Consider the following 16,847-nt stretch of genomic DNA (forward strand, 5'->3'; position numbering starts at 1 on the left):
CATTGACTATTGGCGTGTTAATACAGCATTTAAAAATTGCCGGGTACGTTCGCTTTTCGGCTGATTAAAAATTTGCTCCGGAGGACCTGCTTCTACAATTCCACCGCCATCCATGACCACGACAACATCTGCAACTTCACGGGCAAAACCCATTTCATGGGTCACTACCATCATGGTCATCCCCTCGCTGGCGAGCATTTTCATTACCTGGAGAACTTCACCAACCAGTTCAGGATCTAAAGCTGAGGTAGGCTCATCGAACAGCATTACACTGGGCGACATTGCCAGCGCGCGACTGATGGCGACCCGTTGTTTCTGTCCCCCCGAAAGGTTACCTGGCATCGCGTGAGCTTTAGATTCCAGACCCACCTTTTTCAGGATCTGCATAGCCTGACGATGTGCCATAGATTTCTCAAGCCTGTGAAGCAACACCGGAGCTACGCACAGATTTTCCAGAACCGATAAATGGGGAAACAAATTAAAAGACTGAAAAACCATACCCACATCTTTCCGCAGTTCATTGAGTTGTTTTTCCGGAAGCGACTTACCATCACTGATTAACGATTTACCACACAGGGTAATATCCCCTTTTTCTGGTAGTTCCAGGCCGTTACAGCAGCGTAAAAAGGTACTTTTCCCTGAGCCACTCGGGCCAATGATGACGATGACCTGTCCCGGGAAAACTTCAAAATCAATGCCCTTTAACACCACATTGTTTCCAAAGCTTTTATGCAGTCCACGAATTGAGATTTGCGGCTTAGTGCCGGCCTCTGCGGTTTGCATTATTGTATTCCTCTCAACTGATGACGTTTTTCAAAATGGCGTAGAATTAACACCGTAATACCCGTCAGAACAAAGTAGATCGCAGCAATGACCAGGTAGGTTTCAAGGTCACGGTAGGTATTACTGATAATGGTATTTCCTTGCTGCATCACATCATGAATAGTAATCAAAGAGACAAGTGCGGAATTTTTAATCAATGCAATAAATTCGTTACCTAAAGGAGGTAACATACGCACCAGTGCCTGGGGAAGAATGATCTTGACCATCGCCTGCCTGGCTGACATTCCAAGTGATCGTGCTGCTTCGGATTGCCCTCTGTCTACTGAAGTAATCGCTCCCCTGACAATCTCAGAAATATAGGCAGCGGAATACAGCCCTAACCCAATAACACCACAGAAAAAAGAAGGAAGTAGCAGGCCAAACCGGGGAAGACCGTAATACCATATAAATAATTGCACCAGCAGTGGAGTTCCACGTAATAACGCGACATAAGCACTGGCGATGCCGTAAATAAATTTACTCTGTGGATTAATTCTGGCTATTCCAATTACCAGTCCCAGTAAACAGCCCAGCACTAATGCGCAAAGTGTAATTTCTACCGTCACCAGGGTTCCTGCCAGCAGAGCATCACTGCTGGCAAATACCGGTGCAAAATTTAAATCCAGAGCCATGAAACCTCCATTCGAGTACTTAAGTTACTTCGGTGAGTGAGGGAACCACTTATCCACCAGTTTTTGATACGTCCCGTCAGCTTTCAGCTGATCCAACGCCTGATTCATATCAGATACCAGTGAGGTTTCATCTTTGCGGACCGCAATACCATATTCTTCACTCGTCAGAGGTTCAGGCAAAACTTTGACTCCTCCACGGGTACGGGCATACTGAAAGGCCGCAGGTTTACCGGTAACCGCTGCATCAGCACGTCCGATACTCACCAGATTGAACATTTGCTCATTTTTTTCGACCTGGATCTCATTGGCTTGCGGAATATGTGTTTTCAGCCACTCAACCGACTTGGTTCCTGTTTGCACACTCACCTTTTTTCCTTTCAGATCAGCAGCACTATTAATGCTGTTATTTCCGTCCTTCACCAGTACCACCAACCCTCCAGCCAGATAGGGTTGAGTAAAATTAACCACCTTCTGACGTTCGGGAGTGATGTAAATCGCTGAGACAGCAATATCAGCCCTTCCAGCAACCAAACTTGGGATCAGCCCCTTAAAATCGACGTTGGTCCACTGTACTTTCCGCCCCAGTTTCGCACCGATGGCATTCACCAACTCAATATCAAAGCCAGTCATTTTTTGGTTACTGACATATTCCATCGGAGGAAAAGTGGCATCAGTGACAGCATTAATTGCCCCACCTGCCGCTAAGGCTGTGACAGAACAACTCAGAAGACTCATAGCAAGAAAAGCATGTTTAACTTTATGTTTAATTAATGACATAGGCTCACTCTCCGGTTTAAATGATTAAGAAGAACTAATGGCGGTTGACTGATTAAAGGTTTCATCCAGACTACGATGTATTTTCTTCGCGGCATTCAAAGTGAACTCAATGAGTCCCTGAATATTATTCTCAGCACGAAATACCGGAGCCATCAGGCTCAATGCCCCTAATAACTGCCTGTCAGGGGAAAAAACTGGCACGCTAACGCCCCAAACGCCTTCATCAACTTCACTTTCACTACAGGAGTAACCCTGTCGAAAAATCGCTGTTAATTCCTGTTGGCGATCAGCACGTTCAGAAAGGGTTTTGTAATGCGTTTTAAGGATAATTTGGCTGACAGAAACAGGTAAATGTGCAAGCAGGCACTTAGCCGTAGCACCACGATGAAGAGGGAGACTCCGTCCTTTTTCAAACGAGCAACGTAAAGACTGACGAGGTTCCAGCATACTGATGCATACGGCTTCCTGTTGCATTGCGACGGTAATGGCAACAGTTTCCTGAGTATTCTCTCGTAGCCAGTGCATCGCTGCGCTGGCATGCTGCGAAAGAAGTGCAACCGAATCAAAGTTCAGGGCCATCTGCAGGCTAGCCGGACCCGGCGCATATAATGCCCCGGTTTCCATCACAAACCCCCATCGCCGCAACGCTGCCAGTAAGCGGTACACCGTACTTTTGTTTAACCCTGAGGAGACAATGAGTTCACTGGCACTGACTGGGCGACCATATCCGGCAATGATGCGCAAAATCATTAATACCCTTTCCGCGGATGGAACATTCAGCGAAGGATCTGGGTGGTTTTGCTCCGACATACTCATTATTTAATCACATTCTTTTCTGAGAGATAGCCATAGCCTGCAGAATGCGTGCCATTTTCCAGGAATTGAATTCCCGCAATAAGGGAATGATAATAAAATCAGTAGGATAAAATATTATAAATTTCGTTTCTGCTAAAAATCACCTGAAAATAGTTTCTCAGGAACTCCCACCCTTGTTAAATAAAGCAGGTCAGATAAACTGTTGCACCGATGGCGGGCAGCATACTGTCACTTTTGGAACAGGTGATGAAGATAAAAAACAGGAGAGCTATTAGTCTTCACTCTCCCGGTTGAAATAGCAGACATGATGAGGATGTGGAAGGTACTTATCATGGTTCAGAAAAACTGCATGACAATGGAAATTTAAAACCTCAGAGAACGACCGGATAAATTGGCTGCCTGCCGGTCAATATCACGCCTGAAGCTGTCGTCGCAGATACTTGCCGGAGAAGGTTTTTGGCAGTGACTGGCGGAAATAAATTTTCCTTGGCAAGGCATGTCGGCCGCAGCGGCTGGTTATCCGCTCCCTGATAGTTTTTTTCAGCTGTTGCTGCTCACGGGTACTCAGACTACAGGTAACGACATACACCACAATCATCTCTCCCAGCAGAGGGTGCGGTGTCCTTGTTGCAACAATTTCGGAGATTTCGGCAATACCAGCAACAGCACTCTCGACTTCAGAGGCCGACAAACGTTTACCGCCGATATTAACCACATCATCCAGCCGCCCCTGAATAATCACCTGCTGCCCGTCCCATAAGGCACAATCATGGGTCGCATAATTCCAGCCATTATCGCGTTGCAGCCAGTAATACTGATCATGCTGCCGGTCATCCTGCCACAATGTCAGCATGCCGCCGGGCCCCAGTGTATGGTTGACCACCAGCATGCCGGGTTCGCCGGCTGCGCAGAGGGCCCCGTTTTGCGGATTAATTACCGTGACCGACCGCGAAAACACCGGATTCAGTGCCCTTCCCTGTCCCGCCATTAACGGCCAGCCAGACTCCGTTTGCCAGTAATGATTTTCGCACGGTACCTGTAGCTGGTCAGTCACCCAGTCGCAGGTGGCCTGGTCCAGCGGTTCTCCCGCCAGATACAGGCTGCGTAATGATGCCAGACTGGCATGTGGCACACCCTGCTGACGTGCCAGCCGGATAGCCCCTGCAATCGTCAGCATCCGGGTAATACCCAGTTCCTCTACCATTCGCCACCAGCTTTGTCCTGGCATATTATGTTCACTGCTTTCGCACAGCACGGTGGTGGCGCCTGCCAGCAACGGGGCGTAAACGCCATAACTGTGTCCGGTCACCCAACCGATATCTGCACTGGTGAATATAATTTCGTCGTTTTCCAGCCGGAACAGATGTTGCAGGCTGGCCAGCAGAGCAACCGCATAACCACCGGTATCACGGACAATCCCTTTCGGTTCGCCGGTGGTGCCGGAAGTAAATAACAAATGTGAAGGCGTCGATGATTCCACCCACTGACAGGGGATAATCTGCCCGTGGTAAGCCGCTAGTTGTTGTCTGAATTCCGCAGACGCGGTATCGGTCACCCGGATTTCTGGCCCCACAGAGGGAATATCCGGTAGCAGATTACGACCACGACTCTCGCTGTGAAACAACACTAACGATGGCTGGCAGGCCCGGATGCGCTGTGACAAAGCTTCACTACTGATGGTGGAATAGACCACGATATGTATTGCCGCCAGCCGGCTACAGGCCAACATCGCGGCCACTGCCAGCGGCATTACCGGCAAAACAATCAATACCCGATCCCCCGGCCGGAGCCCCCCCTCTGACATCAGGCAGCTTAAGGCATTCACCTGCAGCCATAACTCACGGTAACTAAGCTGCTGTGTCAGCCCCTGATAATCACGGTGGATAATTGCCGTATTTTCCCCACGATCCACCAGATGGCGATCGAGGGCATTATGGCAAAGACTGGTTTTACCCCCACCAAACCACCGGTGACGAGGTCCGCCGTCAACGCTTTCCAGCACATGTTGAAAAGGTTGCTGCCAGTCCAGGTTCTGAGCCTGTTGTGCCCAGAATTGCTGACCAAATTTATCTTCAGGCGCGTTGTCTGGCATAATCTTCCCCCGGTTGAGATTGCGACTGAAAATAGCCTTCAATGGCCTGCATCAGCCAGCCCGCATCCTCTCCGACACCTTCGAACCGCCCGGATCCCCAGGTCCATAACCAGGGAAGCCCCAGAAAATAGAGACCGGGTTCAGCAGACACTCCCCGGGCATGTTGCGGGTAGCCTTTGTCATCGAAGGCAGGCAGGTCAATCCAGCTAAAATCAGTATGGAAGCCGACAGCCCAGACAATTGCACTGAGGTTCGCAGTATCAATATATCGCGGGGTATTTTCCGGCTGCCAGACCGGCTGGTAGGCTGCTTCTTGCGGGGCTGTTATCTGCTGGCGGGTAATCCATTCATCGATGCTGTGTTTAATTTTTGCTGAGGTTGCATCGGCGTTATCCAGGCTGGTGCGCAGATCATCTGCCGTAATGAGCCTGCCATTCTGATAATCCAGCAACCGCCCATACAACTGCATCCCCTGCAGTGCAAATGCCCGTAGATCGATATCCCGTCCACCATCACGTCCGGTCACATAATGGTTAGTTTTCCTGCGGGCATCCTCACCTAACGGGTGATCATCCACCGTGAGACGGTAATGGCCCATATCATCCAGCCAGTCCACCACGTCCCGGCCCCGGTAAAAACGGGCCACCCGTGGCGCACTGCCGACACACAGATGGACTTTTCGGCCTTCCAGGTGCAGGTCCTCTGCGATTTGTGCGCCAGATTGTGCCGAGCCAACCACCAACACCTCACCTTCCGGCAACTGGTGGGACGATTTATATTCTGCCGAATGTACCTGCACAATATGCTGCGGCAGGTTGGCCGAAATCTCAGGAAAGCGCGGGCGATGATAATTACCGACGGCTACCACCACCTGACCGGAGGAAAACTCACCGGCAGATGTCTGAAGAATAAACTCCTCACCCTGGCGGGTAACTCGCTCTACATTGACCCCCTCTCTTATCGGAGCACCAAAGCTTTGTGCATAGCGGGCTATATAATCAACGATTTCATCACGCAACATAAATCCGTGGGGTTGCGTTCCGTCATACGGAAATCCCGGCAGTTTACATTGCCAGTTAGGGGTAACCAGGCAAAAATTTTCCCAGCGCTGATGACGCCACGCCCAGGCCAGTTGATAGCGTTCCAGCACGATATGATGAATCTTTTTCTGAGTCAGATGCCAGCTCATGGCAAGACCGGCCTGACCGCCGCCAATAATGACGACAGGATAATAGTTTTTATTCATGATGTGGTTACCTGGTATCAGGCCTCTGCGGCGTGAATACTTTCAACGATGACGGTTTGCTCTGCCGAAAACTGTCTGGCTTTCAGGGTGATGGCTGCAAACTGGTCCATGGCTGACGAACAGTAATAACCAAATTTCGCCTTTACCCGCTCACTGGCTTCATCCAGCGCCCTGGTAGCCAGCAGAACAAACTCTTCTACGCGATAGTCATGTCCGGTCTGCAGGTGATTGCTGATTGCCGTGGATGGTGAATAACAGATGTCTTTGCTGCCGTCAGGCCAGCAAACAATAAAATTCATTGCAGGCATAATTCGCTCCTGTTAGTGATTCGACATGCCGGTTAATGGCTGTTTACTGATATCCCAGTAGCAGGCACTCTGCTGCTGATAATGCATAATGAGCTGCGGTTCAGCGGTAAAATGCCCTGCCACAGCACAGCTGATGCCGTTGTCAGTAAAATTCCGCAGAACCTCTGCGCAGTCTGACGAGTCAACTGCCATTAAAAAACCAAAGCTCGGAAACGCACACAGCCACTGCTCCGTTGTTACCTGTTCTGGTCGTGGAATATCGTCCAGATTCAACTCTGCACCCAGCCCGCCGCTTTCCAGCATCATCACCAACGTGCCCGCCAGCCCCGCCTGGCTGATATCTTTTGCCGCCTGAATCAGCCCTCGTTCTGCCAGCGAAGGGAGTAAAGCAAGAGCTTTACGCAATGCGGCCGGTTCAGCCTCTGATGCAGCGTCCCAGTTCAGCCCCGGTGGATGCCAGCGCCCCTGCAGATTGACCGCCACCAATAATGATTGCCCGGGACGGACACTAAAACTGCTGAGCGGATGTTGGGTTTCCCCCAGAATCGCTACTGCCAGCTGAGGCTGTTCACTGTGCAGGTTGGTATGCCCCCCCACCACCGGCACCTGATACGCGCGCGAAGCGGCGGCCATTCCCTGCAGAATCTGTTCAGCATGCGGTAAGCTGTCGTCCCATAATGCATTGACCACGGCCAGCGGTCGTCCGCCCATGGCGGCGATATCACTCAGATTCACCATAATTCCGCACCAGCCGGCAAACCACGGATCTTCAGCAACAAAGCGGTTAATAAAGCCCTCCATCGCCAGCAATTTAAAACCGTGACCATCAGGAATCAGAGCGCAGTCATCCCCGTTGGGATATGCATTGGGCCAGGCCCCACGCAGTTGCTGCGCAACCTGCTGGATATCACGTTTATGGGCAATGCCGCTGAACGAATGCAGTCGGCTGATCAGTGTGGTTAACTCCTCGCTCACAGGCACGCTCCTGCAATAAAATCGTTCTGCAATACCTGACGCTGGGTGCCCCGACTGCTGATAACCATGCCACTGAACGGGTCATCGCAGGGCGGATAGAAGCTCAGATCAGCCTGCATACTGGCATGCCGCACACCACGCAGTTCCAGCCAGTCCAGCGTTTGCCAGTGCATCCGCCGAAACAACGGCTCATTCTGATGCTGAACCCTGGCATAAAATGCCTGGCAACCCAGCGCATGAGCACTACACACTGCCAGCCGAATCAGTGTCGGCCCCAATTGTCCCTGGCGACGGTAGCGATGGTCTACCGCCAGCCGGGAGCCCATCCAGACCTCAGGAGAAAGCTGATGAATCCGGACGGTGCCGACCACCTCCTCATGCCATCCGCCATTACTGCCCAGCGCAACCAGTAAATGTGCGTGCTCATCGATATCGTCGAGATCATTACCGCTGAACAACCCCTGTTCCTGACAAAAAACCCGCTGGCGAAGCTCATACGCCTGCCGGCGTTCCCAGGGCAATGTGACCCATTTAATCGTGTACCCGGAGTAAGCGTTCATGTCAGCTCCTCAGACCATTGTCTGTTCAAAGGAAGAGAGCGAAGAGCAGGCGCCACAACGACCACACCCGGCCTTAATATCTGCTGAGCGAAGACCGGCCGTACTCAACATCTGTCCCAGGGGTTGCAGCACTGATGTCATAAAAGCGCTGTCCGGGGCAGGATGGTGCTCCAGCGGGGTACCACTGATCGGTACGAACGGCACCACAAACGGATAAACCCCCAGTTCAATCAGTTGTTCAGATATCGACAGAATCGAATCGGCGCTATCTCCCAGACCGGCCAGGATATAAGTACTCACCTGACCACGACCAAACACATCGACAGCGCCGGCGAAGGCTTCCAGATACTGCCCAACACTGACCTGCGCTTTACCCGGCATAATTCTGGCCCGGACCTCCGGAGTCACTGCCTCCAGATGCATCCCCAGAGCATCGATACCTGCCTCTTTTAGCCGCCGAAACCATCGGTGGTCCCCTGGCGGCTCACACTGCCCCTGCAAGGGAAGATCGACTGCCGCCTTGATGGCAATAGCACTTTCTTCAAGAATGCGCGCACCACGGTCGCTGCCTGACGGTGTTCCGGTGGTCATTACCATATGTTTTACCCCGTCGAGCTCTACCGCTGCTTTCGCCACTTCGGCCAGTTGTTGAGGGGTTTTCCTGGCTATGGTGGTGCCGGCCGCCAGTGACTGTCCGATGGCACAGAACTGGCAGGCTTTTGCACGGTTTTCGTAGCGAATGCAGGTCTGTAACACGGTCGTCGCCAGCACATCGGTACCGTGCAAAGTAGCTATCTGCGAATACGGGATACCCTCTGCGGTCTGTCGCTCGTAGAAGCGCGGTTTTGATGCAATTTTGATCTCTCTGACCGGTATACTCAGGTTGTAAAGCTGTGTAGCACCTGAGTCTTCATGTCTGACCTGCCATGGTGAACGATGCGCCGAATGGGTATACACCGGCACCATGACGGTCACGCCATCAATGTCCATCGCCTGATGATCAGACGGGCCAGCTCCCCCGTGGCGACTGACATGTTCCTGACGCGGGTTCACCACCTGAACCCCCCGGGTAAGCAATTCAGTAATCAGTTGCTGACGATTGAACGGAAGATTCTGCATCTCTCTCTCCTTCAGTGTGCATATCGGCATGACGGGTCACCATATAACGGGACGGGGTATCCTCCAGCTGTAGGCTGAGCAGCTCCGGACGGGCATAGTGCCCGACTGAATCCATCATTCGTTTACGCTTGGTAATCAACGCCATGTCCATATCAGCAATCAGAATGCCTTCTCCTTCAGTCAGGGGGGGTACCAGATGGCGCCCCTCCGGAGAGATGATTGCAGTATGGCAACCGCCACGCAGACCTTTCTGCAAAGCAGGGTCCGTGGTCAGTTCATTAATTTGCTGTTCTGTCAGCCAGCCAGTGGCATTAATCACGAAACAGCCCGACTCAAGCGCATGATGTCTGATGGTCACTTCCATCTGTTCTGCAAAAATGGGCCCCACCAGCGATCCCGGAAACTGACTGCAATGTATTTCCTCGTGTTGAGCCATCAAACTGTAACGCGCCAGTGGGTTGTAATGCTCCCAACAGGCCAATGCGCCGACCTGTCCGACACGGGTAGCGACAGTTTTCAGACCGGCACCATCCCCCTGTCCCCAGATCATCCTTTCATGATAGGTCGGTGTAATTTTACGGCGCTTCAAAACCAGCTCCCCGCTGGCATCAAACACCAACTGAGTGTTATACAAGGTGCCGTGGTCCCGCTCATTAACCCCGAGCACCACCACCATATTGCGTAACCGTGCCCGTTCACTGACCGCATGGGTGATGGCGCCCGGCACTACCACCGCCTGATCGTAAAGTTTCAGATGAGCAGCCCCGGCGGTCATTGCCGGGGTAATAAACGAGAAATAGGGGTAATAAGGCACAAAAGTTTCGGGAAAGACGATTATTTCCGCGCCTTTGTCTGCGGCCTCATCAATTGCGTCCAGCACTTTGGCCAGCGTTTTGCTGGCCTCGTGAAGGTCAGGCGCAATCTGGGCTGCGGCAGCACGAATAATGCGGGATTCAGCCATGATGCGCCTCCGCTTACATTGTCCAGGTGTCGATAATGACCGCATTGTCGCGGATGTGCAGGAGCTTAAGATCCATCACATCCAATGGATTGATTGGTCTTACACCTTCCAGTAATGAAGGTTCGCCATGGCCGTACAGTGCCTGCAGTGCAAAACGGCAGGCATACACTTTGCCTCCTTCCGACATAAATTTTGTCAACTGATTGGCATAGTTCTGATTTCCGGGGAAAGCCTCAGCTCCCAGAGTAGGGAAACCACGTTGTACGCCCAACAGCACTCCCGGCCCGTACAGCAGAATTGAGGTTTCAAATCCTTTTCGCTGCAGCCGGGTCGCCTGCAGCATATTGACCAGCCCGATAGAGCCTTCAAAAGCGACGGTATGGAAAGTAACCAGGGCTTTCTGGCCGGGTTCCGCTTTGACGTCTTCAAACACCTTTTCTTCGTAATCAACAAAAAAATCGCCAGTCTGATGAGCAGGTAAAGTTATTTTCGGCATAGCACATTTCTCCGGTTATCTAACGTTAAAGACTGATTCCCTGCAATGGGTCAGTCCGCGTTAACACTCAATGAAATGAGCAAGCACCGTGCCATCAGTAAATCACCCCCATGCAATCAAACGCCAATCAACCGCTCACTTTCTGCTCAATTTTTTTTAAGCTACGGCAAAAGTTTGCTCCGGACAGGCAAGCGACTCACTTAATCCAGCGATTTATGCACCTTATTGATGCTGTTTTGCACCAAAAATACACACAATAAAAATCAATATGCAATCAATCATGCAATCAAAAATAAGATGATTGCATTCCGGAAAAATGGGAGGAATAGTGTCCGTTAAATAAGCTATGACGGAACCAGTTTATGCTGAAAAAACTCTGTGGACGCTGGCAGTCTCACTCTCAAATGAATACCCCACGTCCGGCCTATTTGTTAATCGCTGACATTATTTCGGATGGCATCAATAGCGGAGAATTCCAGCCTCGAGACCGGTTACCGCCACTGCGTGAACTGGCCACCGCGTTATCCATTAACTACACCACCGCAACCCGCGGTTATGCAGAAGCCAAACGGCGTGGGTTGATTGATTCGCGGCCCGGTATGGGCAGTTATATCCGCGGAAAAGTCCCTGCCTATCCCCTGAGCAGTGGCAGCAGTTACGAAATGACTATGAACTCCCCCATCGAACCCGGTGCAGAGCTGGCCCGGGCTATCAGTGATGGAGCTATCAACCTGTTTAATCAGCGTAATATCGTTGAGTTGCTGCGTTATCAGGACTTTGGCGGACAGGCCGATGAAAAGACCATGGCCGGGGTCTGGCTGGAGAAGCAACTGCCGAAGGTGAATATTGATGAAGTGCTGGTCACTCCGGGGATTCACAGTGCATTAGTCGGACTGCTGACTTTGCTATGCCGTAAAGGCGGCAGCGTATGTGTCAGTAACCTTATCTATCCCGGGATGAAAGCGATTGCCAGTCAGTTAAATATCGCGCTGCAATCGGTCCCCTGCGACGATGATGGCCCACTGCCACGGGCGTTCGAACATCAGTGTCAGGCCGGAAATATCAGCGCATTATATATCAATCCGACCATTCAAAATCCAACCACCCTGACCTTACCGCTGCGGCGCAGAGAAGCGCTGGCTGATATAGCCGCCCGTTACAGCATTCCGGTGATCGAAGATGAGGCTTATGCAGCACTCTCCACCGGGCGGATTGCTTCATTCAGCGAGTTGTTACCGGAGCTGACCTGGTATATCACCGGCATGTCGAAATGTTTTGGTCCCGGCTTACGTACCGGCTTTGTTAAATGCCCTGGGCGGCGAAATGCACAACTGCTGGCAGGGGCACTGCGGGCACTGAATGTGATGTCCAGCCCAATCACCTCGGCACTGGCAGCACACTGGATTAACGATGGGACGGCCGACAGAGTGCTGGAATCCGTGCGGGCGGAGTCCGTAATTCGTCAGAAAATGGCCGCCGAAATACTCACCAATTTTTCATATTCGGCCTCAGTACAGGGATTTCACTTGTGGTTACAGCTTCCCCGTCACTTCCAGTGGAATCCGGGAGAGATTGCGGTGAAATTACGTGAACAGGGGGTAAGTGCTGTCTCCAGTGCTGCATTCTGCACCGATAATAATCCACCTGATGCATTAAGGATCTGCTTAGGGGGATCATGGTCAAGAGAGATGTGCGCCGAGAACCTGCAGACCATTGCTCATGTACTGGACAACCCGCTGCATTATGGCAATACGGTGCTGTAAAACCTGAAAGTTGCCTATGGGGGGAACATAAGGTAATCAACGGGTTGCTTATTAAACTGCGGTAATCAGGTTGATTCCTTATCCTCCCTGTGCTTATCCGGCCACTGGTTAAATACCGTCACCATCATTAAATTTATTTTGTCTGGCCTGCGCCTGGCGAACATTACTGTCCGGGGGAACATCATGGGTTAACCAGATATTCCCGCCGATACTGGAACGGGCTCCGATAGTAATTCGCCCCAGCAGCGTAGCGCCGGCATAAATCACCACATCATCTTCTATCACCGGATGGCGTGGATAATTCTTCTTCAGTTGTCCGTCGTCATCAGTTAAAAAGCGTTTAGCTCCCAGAGTTACCGCCTGATATAAACGAACCCGTTTACCAATAATCGCGGTTTCGCCAATCACGACTCCAGTCCCGTGGTCGATAAAGAATCCGCTGTCGATCTGTGCGCCAGGGTGAATATCAATCCCGGTTTCGCTGTGTGCCTTTTCCGTGATAATCCGCGCCAGCAATGTCAGACCGAGATCATAGAGCTCATGGGCTAACCGGTAATGGATCACGGCATGAATCCCCGGATAGCAGAGCAGAATTTCATCCAGGCTCCGGGCGGAGGGGTCACCCTGCCAGGCCGCAAAAATATCTTTGTCGATACGCTGACGGATGACTGGTAAACGACGGGCAAATTGTCGGATACGCTGTTGTGCCACCTCCGCAATATCAGAGAGACCAATATCTTTACCGGCAGACTGATAATGTAATTCCAGCTGTGCCTCTTCGGTCAGTTTATCGAGAGAAACAGCCAGCAGATGACCGACATAAAAATCCTCACCCTCTTTTTTATTTCAGAGGTCCCAAGCCGCATCGGGTATAATACTTTAAACAGGGTTTCGGTAATTTGACTGATATTAGCGCGGGAAGGTAATAAGCGTTTATCCAGATAACGCCCCTGCAAATGCTCCTCTCGCCACGCTTCGCGAACCTGGCGTAACTCACTGACAACATCAGACAATTGCCAGTCATTAATTCCCTGTTCACTAAAATACTGTTCCTTTGGTTCCGGCATAATAACTTCTCCCACGGTCCTGCACTGAATACGGCTTCTGAATTATTTGTATTCACTCCTCTTATCTAAAACAAATACTCTTTTTGGATTACTAAAGTAAAAAAAATGAAATAGCAGCACGACCAGAATACCGACAACGTGCTTTATCTCAACTTTATGATTTCCTGCAACTATTTCTCTAAGTTTCCGCAACCGGCCATGTTGGCCGCTTATTAATAACGTTTAATGCTAAATGAACCATTTTTGTTCTATCCGTGAAGATTCAGGGATTATCAGGATTCAGTTCACTGTTGGCAATGTTGTGGCATTTAGTGTCGGGATGACAGAGTTCCCCGTTAATCATAGATTCGGAAAAAACTTCAGCCTCGTGAATGCAGACATATCAATGCTGTTTAGCCAGCCCGTTTCCTCCCACCTTCTTGCCAGCGCCAGGATAACCCGGTAAGTTGAATCACCTGTTTTCTGCCCTGTGGGCACGACTGACTAAAGAGGTTATATGTCACCATTATTTGTCTACGGTACCTTACGCCCTGGCCAGAGCAATGCCCATCTACTGGAAAATATCGGTGGAGAATGGCTGGCAGGTTACGTCACCGGTAAGTTCTATGACAGTGGCTGGGGAGCGGCGACCGGATTTCCCGGGGTGATTCTTGATGCTGCCGGCGCGCGAATTGATGGCTGGTTGTTTATCTCTGTCCGGCTGGCAGACCACTGGCCAATGCTGGATGAATTCGAAGAGGGTTATGACCGGATTCTGACCGAAGTGACTACCCATGATAACCGCAAGGTCAGTGCCTGGATTTATCAGTTGCAGCCGGAGTTGGACGTAGAATAAGCTGCCGTTCTATCTGAGAGTGACAACGATACGCATCTCACTCAACTTTATCAGTGAAGGAAAAAATAGCATCCGGCACCGGAATGACAATAGTGTCATTCACCTGATGCTGAAAAGCACCAGGCCTGGCAATCGCGACACGATTTATCTTGTCATCTGAATACTGCCCCTGCCCCGTTAATGTCGTCTGGAACCACAGCGCGGAAATAGCAACCAGAAAAAGGCACTTACCGGCTATGCATCCGGCAGTCGGGCAGAGAGTTGATCATCAATAAATTGTCTGGCTGCCCGTGACAGGCTGAGACTGTCACGGTAAGCCAGACCAATATCCCGGCTGACTGACGGCATGGTTTCCCGGGTCGTCAGGCGGTAGGGAATATTCTGCAGGATAAGCCGCGGCAACAGACTTATGCCAAGCTTTTTTCCAACCATTGCCATCACCGCATAATCATCCCATAAGGTATACCGAACTTGTGGCCTTAGCTGATGCTGACGGAAAATCTCCGATATTTCGTCATTGTGGCCCTTTTCCAGCAACAAAAACGGATAGTCGCACAGCGCCTGTAAAGGCACTACCGCCCTGTCAGCGAGCGGATGATCCTGCGGCATCACCACCAGATAATCATCACGTTTTAGAAATAAGGTTTCCAGGGGCTGCCTTGCGGGTAAACGGGTGAATCCGCAATCCACACTGCCCTCAATTATCCACTGTTCTATTTCGTGGTAATCCCCAGGCACCAGTTCAAAATGAATATCCGGATAACGGGTGCGGAAACGACTCAGCATTTCCGGTAACCAGTGAACCGCGACACTGGAAAAAGTCCCAATCCTGACAGTACCTGACTGCAAACCGTTTATTGCGTCGACCTCCGTCTGTAATCTCTGGTATTCCTCATACACGCGCCTTGCAAAAGGTAGCAGGTGACTGCCCTCTGCCGTCAGACTCACGCCGCTGCGACTTCTTTCAAACAGCGAGATTCCCCACTCATTTTCCAGATCATTAATCATGCGGCTGATACCTGACTGGGAATAGAAAATCTTTTCTGCCGCCCGGGTAAAACTGCCATGTTCCACTACGCTGAGAAAAGCTTTGTACTTTTGAATGTTCTTGTCCATCATCTTTCAGCCATCCGGTTTACTCATGTCAAGCATGCTAAACTCTCGCTTTTGTAATCACAAGTCTGCTGCCAGAATGCTTTCCACCCGCCTGACTGTGATGCTGCTTCTGTTTGCAGGGTTTTATAAATATGGAGCCTTACACCCACCGTCAGCTATTTCATAAAAGAACCAATCAACATTATTACCGGCCCGGAGGCGTTTCGCCCTGAAACCGGCAACGGGAGAGAAAAGAATGCCTGAGAGTAAACATCTGCTGACAGCCCAGGCCGGCACAGCATTGTTTGTATTGCTATGGGGAAGTGCCGCGATTTTTACGCGACTGGGCCTGAACGATGCCAGTCCACTGGCACTGCTGATTTGCCGTTTTAGTATTGCTTTGTCGGTCCTGTTATTTATTGGCTTTTTGCGTGGTCGTTGGCTGCCGGCCAAAGGCAGCCGGTGCCGTGTCGCCCTGACAGGGTTGATTTTTATCGGTGGCTATTCGGTCTGTTATTTCCGTGCTATGGCTCTGGGCATTACCCCCGGGCTGATGGCTACTTTATTAGGTATTCAGCCGATCCTGACGCTTTGCATGACCGAACGTGGGTTTACCGGATTGCGGCTGGCCGGGCTGATGATTGCTCTTAGCGGACTGGTTCTGCTGGTCTGGCGCAGTCTTTCTTCATCACACTTAGCAGCCACCGGAATGTTGTATGCGCTGGGGGCCCTGTTGTTTATCACGGCGGGGACACTGATGCAGAAGAAAATTGCTCAGCCACCGGCAGATGTTATGCCCATACAATACGCCGTCAGCCTGTTGTTATGTCTGTTCCTGACACCGCTCTCGGGATTTCAGCTGCATTTCAGTCTGCCGTTAATTATTTCAGTATTATTTCTTGGTGTACTGATATCAGTGGTGGCGCAACTGTTGTTTTACCGACTGCTGAATACCGGCAGCCTGGTCAATGTGACCAGCCTGTTTTATCTGGTACCGGTGATTACAGCGCTACTCGACTACCTGACGTTGGGTAACCGCCTGTCTCCGGCGGCCTGTGCTGGCATGGCGGCAATATTTGCCGGTATCTGGCTGGTTTACCGGGCCGGTAACACAAGAAGCAGACCCACCGATCTGAGCGCTTCCCGGAATCATTCAACAGACTAACCAAGCACCGGCTTTCACCGACGGAGGATTCCACGGCTAAACTTCAGGTCTGTTAGCCCTGAATATAGCTACAAAGCGTAATTTAGCAGCAGAGCGGTTGCACAACCGAAAGTTGTGT

Annotated in this window: 18 protein-coding genes; 3 read left to right on the plus strand and 15 right to left on the minus strand. The window is 51.1% G+C overall.

The window, feature by feature from the left end; all coding sequences use genetic code 11:
- Nucleotides 1–6: 6 nt before the first annotated feature.
- From HA49_RS06595 to HA49_RS06650, 12 genes are all read right to left on the minus strand, one after another.
- A complete protein-coding gene (locus tag HA49_RS06595) occupies nt 7–783 on the minus strand; it encodes an amino acid ABC transporter ATP-binding protein (protein WP_038021350.1) in 777 nt (258 codons plus the stop codon).
- Nucleotides 783–1,454: an amino acid ABC transporter permease gene (locus HA49_RS06600; protein ID WP_211259050.1), complete on the minus strand. Its 672-nt coding sequence runs from the start codon at nt 1,452–1,454 to the stop codon at nt 783–785. The genes HA49_RS06595 and HA49_RS06600 overlap by 1 nt, the downstream gene beginning before the upstream one ends.
- 24 nt (nt 1,455–1,478) lie before the next feature.
- Nucleotides 1,479–2,231, minus strand: a complete 753-nt coding sequence (locus tag HA49_RS06605; RefSeq protein WP_038021353.1) for a transporter substrate-binding domain-containing protein — start codon at nt 2,229–2,231, stop codon at nt 1,479–1,481.
- 24 nt (nt 2,232–2,255) lie between these two features.
- Nucleotides 2,256–3,047: an IclR family transcriptional regulator domain-containing protein gene (locus HA49_RS06610; protein WP_084706384.1), complete on the minus strand. Its 792-nt coding sequence runs from the start codon at nt 3,045–3,047 to the stop codon at nt 2,256–2,258.
- A 412-nt stretch (nt 3,048–3,459) separates the two neighbouring features.
- On the minus strand, nt 3,460–5,139 hold the full coding sequence (locus tag HA49_RS06615) for an AMP-binding protein (RefSeq protein ID WP_038021355.1): 1,680 nt from the start codon (nt 5,137–5,139) through the stop codon (nt 3,460–3,462).
- Nucleotides 5,120–6,385, minus strand: coding sequence for an MSMEG_0569 family flavin-dependent oxidoreductase (locus HA49_RS06620; RefSeq protein WP_038021357.1), 1,266 nt, complete (start codon nt 6,383–6,385; stop codon nt 5,120–5,122). Before HA49_RS06620 ends, HA49_RS06615 begins: the two co-directional genes overlap by 20 nt.
- 17 nt (nt 6,386–6,402) lie before the next feature.
- Nucleotides 6,403–6,693 (minus strand): MSMEG_0570 family nitrogen starvation response protein, encoded by a 291-nt coding sequence (locus HA49_RS06625; protein WP_038021359.1) that lies wholly within the window; start codon nt 6,691–6,693, stop codon nt 6,403–6,405.
- Nucleotides 6,694–6,705: 12 nt separating this feature from the next.
- Complete coding sequence (locus HA49_RS06630; protein WP_038021361.1) at nt 6,706–7,668, minus strand: sll0787 family AIR synthase-like protein; 963 nt, start codon at nt 7,666–7,668, stop codon at nt 6,706–6,708.
- Nucleotides 7,665–8,228, minus strand: a complete 564-nt coding sequence (locus tag HA49_RS21155) for an MSMEG_0567/Sll0786 family nitrogen starvation N-acetyltransferase (protein ID WP_038021362.1) — start codon at nt 8,226–8,228, stop codon at nt 7,665–7,667. The genes HA49_RS06630 and HA49_RS21155 overlap by 4 nt, the downstream gene beginning before the upstream one ends.
- Before the next feature lie 9 nt (nt 8,229–8,237).
- Nucleotides 8,238–9,347 (minus strand): MSMEG_0568 family radical SAM protein, encoded by a 1,110-nt coding sequence (locus tag HA49_RS06640; protein WP_038021364.1) that lies wholly within the window; start codon nt 9,345–9,347, stop codon nt 8,238–8,240.
- Entirely contained in the window at nt 9,307–10,308 is a 1,002-nt protein-coding gene (locus HA49_RS06645) for a Nit6803 family nitrilase (RefSeq protein ID WP_038021367.1), read from the minus strand. Before HA49_RS06645 ends, HA49_RS06640 begins: the two co-directional genes overlap by 41 nt.
- A gap of 13 nt (nt 10,309–10,321) precedes the next feature.
- Nucleotides 10,322–10,804 carry an MSMEG_0572/Sll0783 family nitrogen starvation response protein gene (locus HA49_RS06650; protein WP_038021369.1) on the minus strand — a complete coding sequence of 161 codons (483 nt, stop codon included), beginning with the start codon at nt 10,802–10,804 and terminating at the stop codon, nt 10,322–10,324.
- A gap of 362 nt (nt 10,805–11,166) precedes the next feature.
- Here HA49_RS06650 and HA49_RS06655 point away from each other — a divergent pair, with 362 nt between their 5' ends.
- Nucleotides 11,167–12,567: an aminotransferase-like domain-containing protein gene (locus HA49_RS06655; protein ID WP_038021371.1), complete on the plus strand. Its 1,401-nt coding sequence runs from the start codon at nt 11,167–11,169 to the stop codon at nt 12,565–12,567.
- 108 nt (nt 12,568–12,675) lie between these two features.
- On the opposite strand, the gene epsC is transcribed toward HA49_RS06655, so the two are convergent.
- Both epsC and HA49_RS21780 read right to left on the minus strand, forming a co-directional pair.
- Nucleotides 12,676–13,278, minus strand: coding sequence for a serine O-acetyltransferase EpsC (gene epsC, locus HA49_RS21775; protein WP_245610162.1), 603 nt, complete (start codon nt 13,276–13,278; stop codon nt 12,676–12,678).
- 71 nt (nt 13,279–13,349) lie between these two features.
- Complete coding sequence (locus HA49_RS21780) at nt 13,350–13,634, minus strand: hypothetical protein (protein WP_245610163.1); 285 nt, start codon at nt 13,632–13,634, stop codon at nt 13,350–13,352.
- Between the two features lie 496 nt (nt 13,635–14,130).
- Here HA49_RS21780 and HA49_RS06665 point away from each other — a divergent pair, with 496 nt between their 5' ends.
- Nucleotides 14,131–14,469: a gamma-glutamylcyclotransferase family protein gene (locus tag HA49_RS06665; RefSeq protein WP_038021372.1), complete on the plus strand. Its 339-nt coding sequence runs from the start codon at nt 14,131–14,133 to the stop codon at nt 14,467–14,469.
- Nucleotides 14,470–14,703: 234 nt separating this feature from the next.
- Here the strand turns inward: HA49_RS06665 and HA49_RS06670 are convergent, their stop codons facing one another.
- Nucleotides 14,704–15,588, minus strand: coding sequence for a LysR family transcriptional regulator (locus HA49_RS06670; RefSeq protein ID WP_211259051.1), 885 nt, complete (start codon nt 15,586–15,588; stop codon nt 14,704–14,706).
- 232 nt (nt 15,589–15,820) lie between these two features.
- Between HA49_RS06670 and HA49_RS06675 the strand changes: the two genes are divergently transcribed.
- Nucleotides 15,821–16,729 (plus strand): DMT family transporter, encoded by a 909-nt coding sequence (locus tag HA49_RS06675; protein WP_046791704.1) that lies wholly within the window; start codon nt 15,821–15,823, stop codon nt 16,727–16,729.
- Nucleotides 16,730–16,847: the final 118 nt, after the last annotated feature.

The sequence above is a fragment of the Tatumella morbirosei genome (assembly GCF_000757425.2).
GTDB classification, from domain to species: domain Bacteria; phylum Pseudomonadota; class Gammaproteobacteria; order Enterobacterales; family Enterobacteriaceae; genus Tatumella; species Tatumella morbirosei.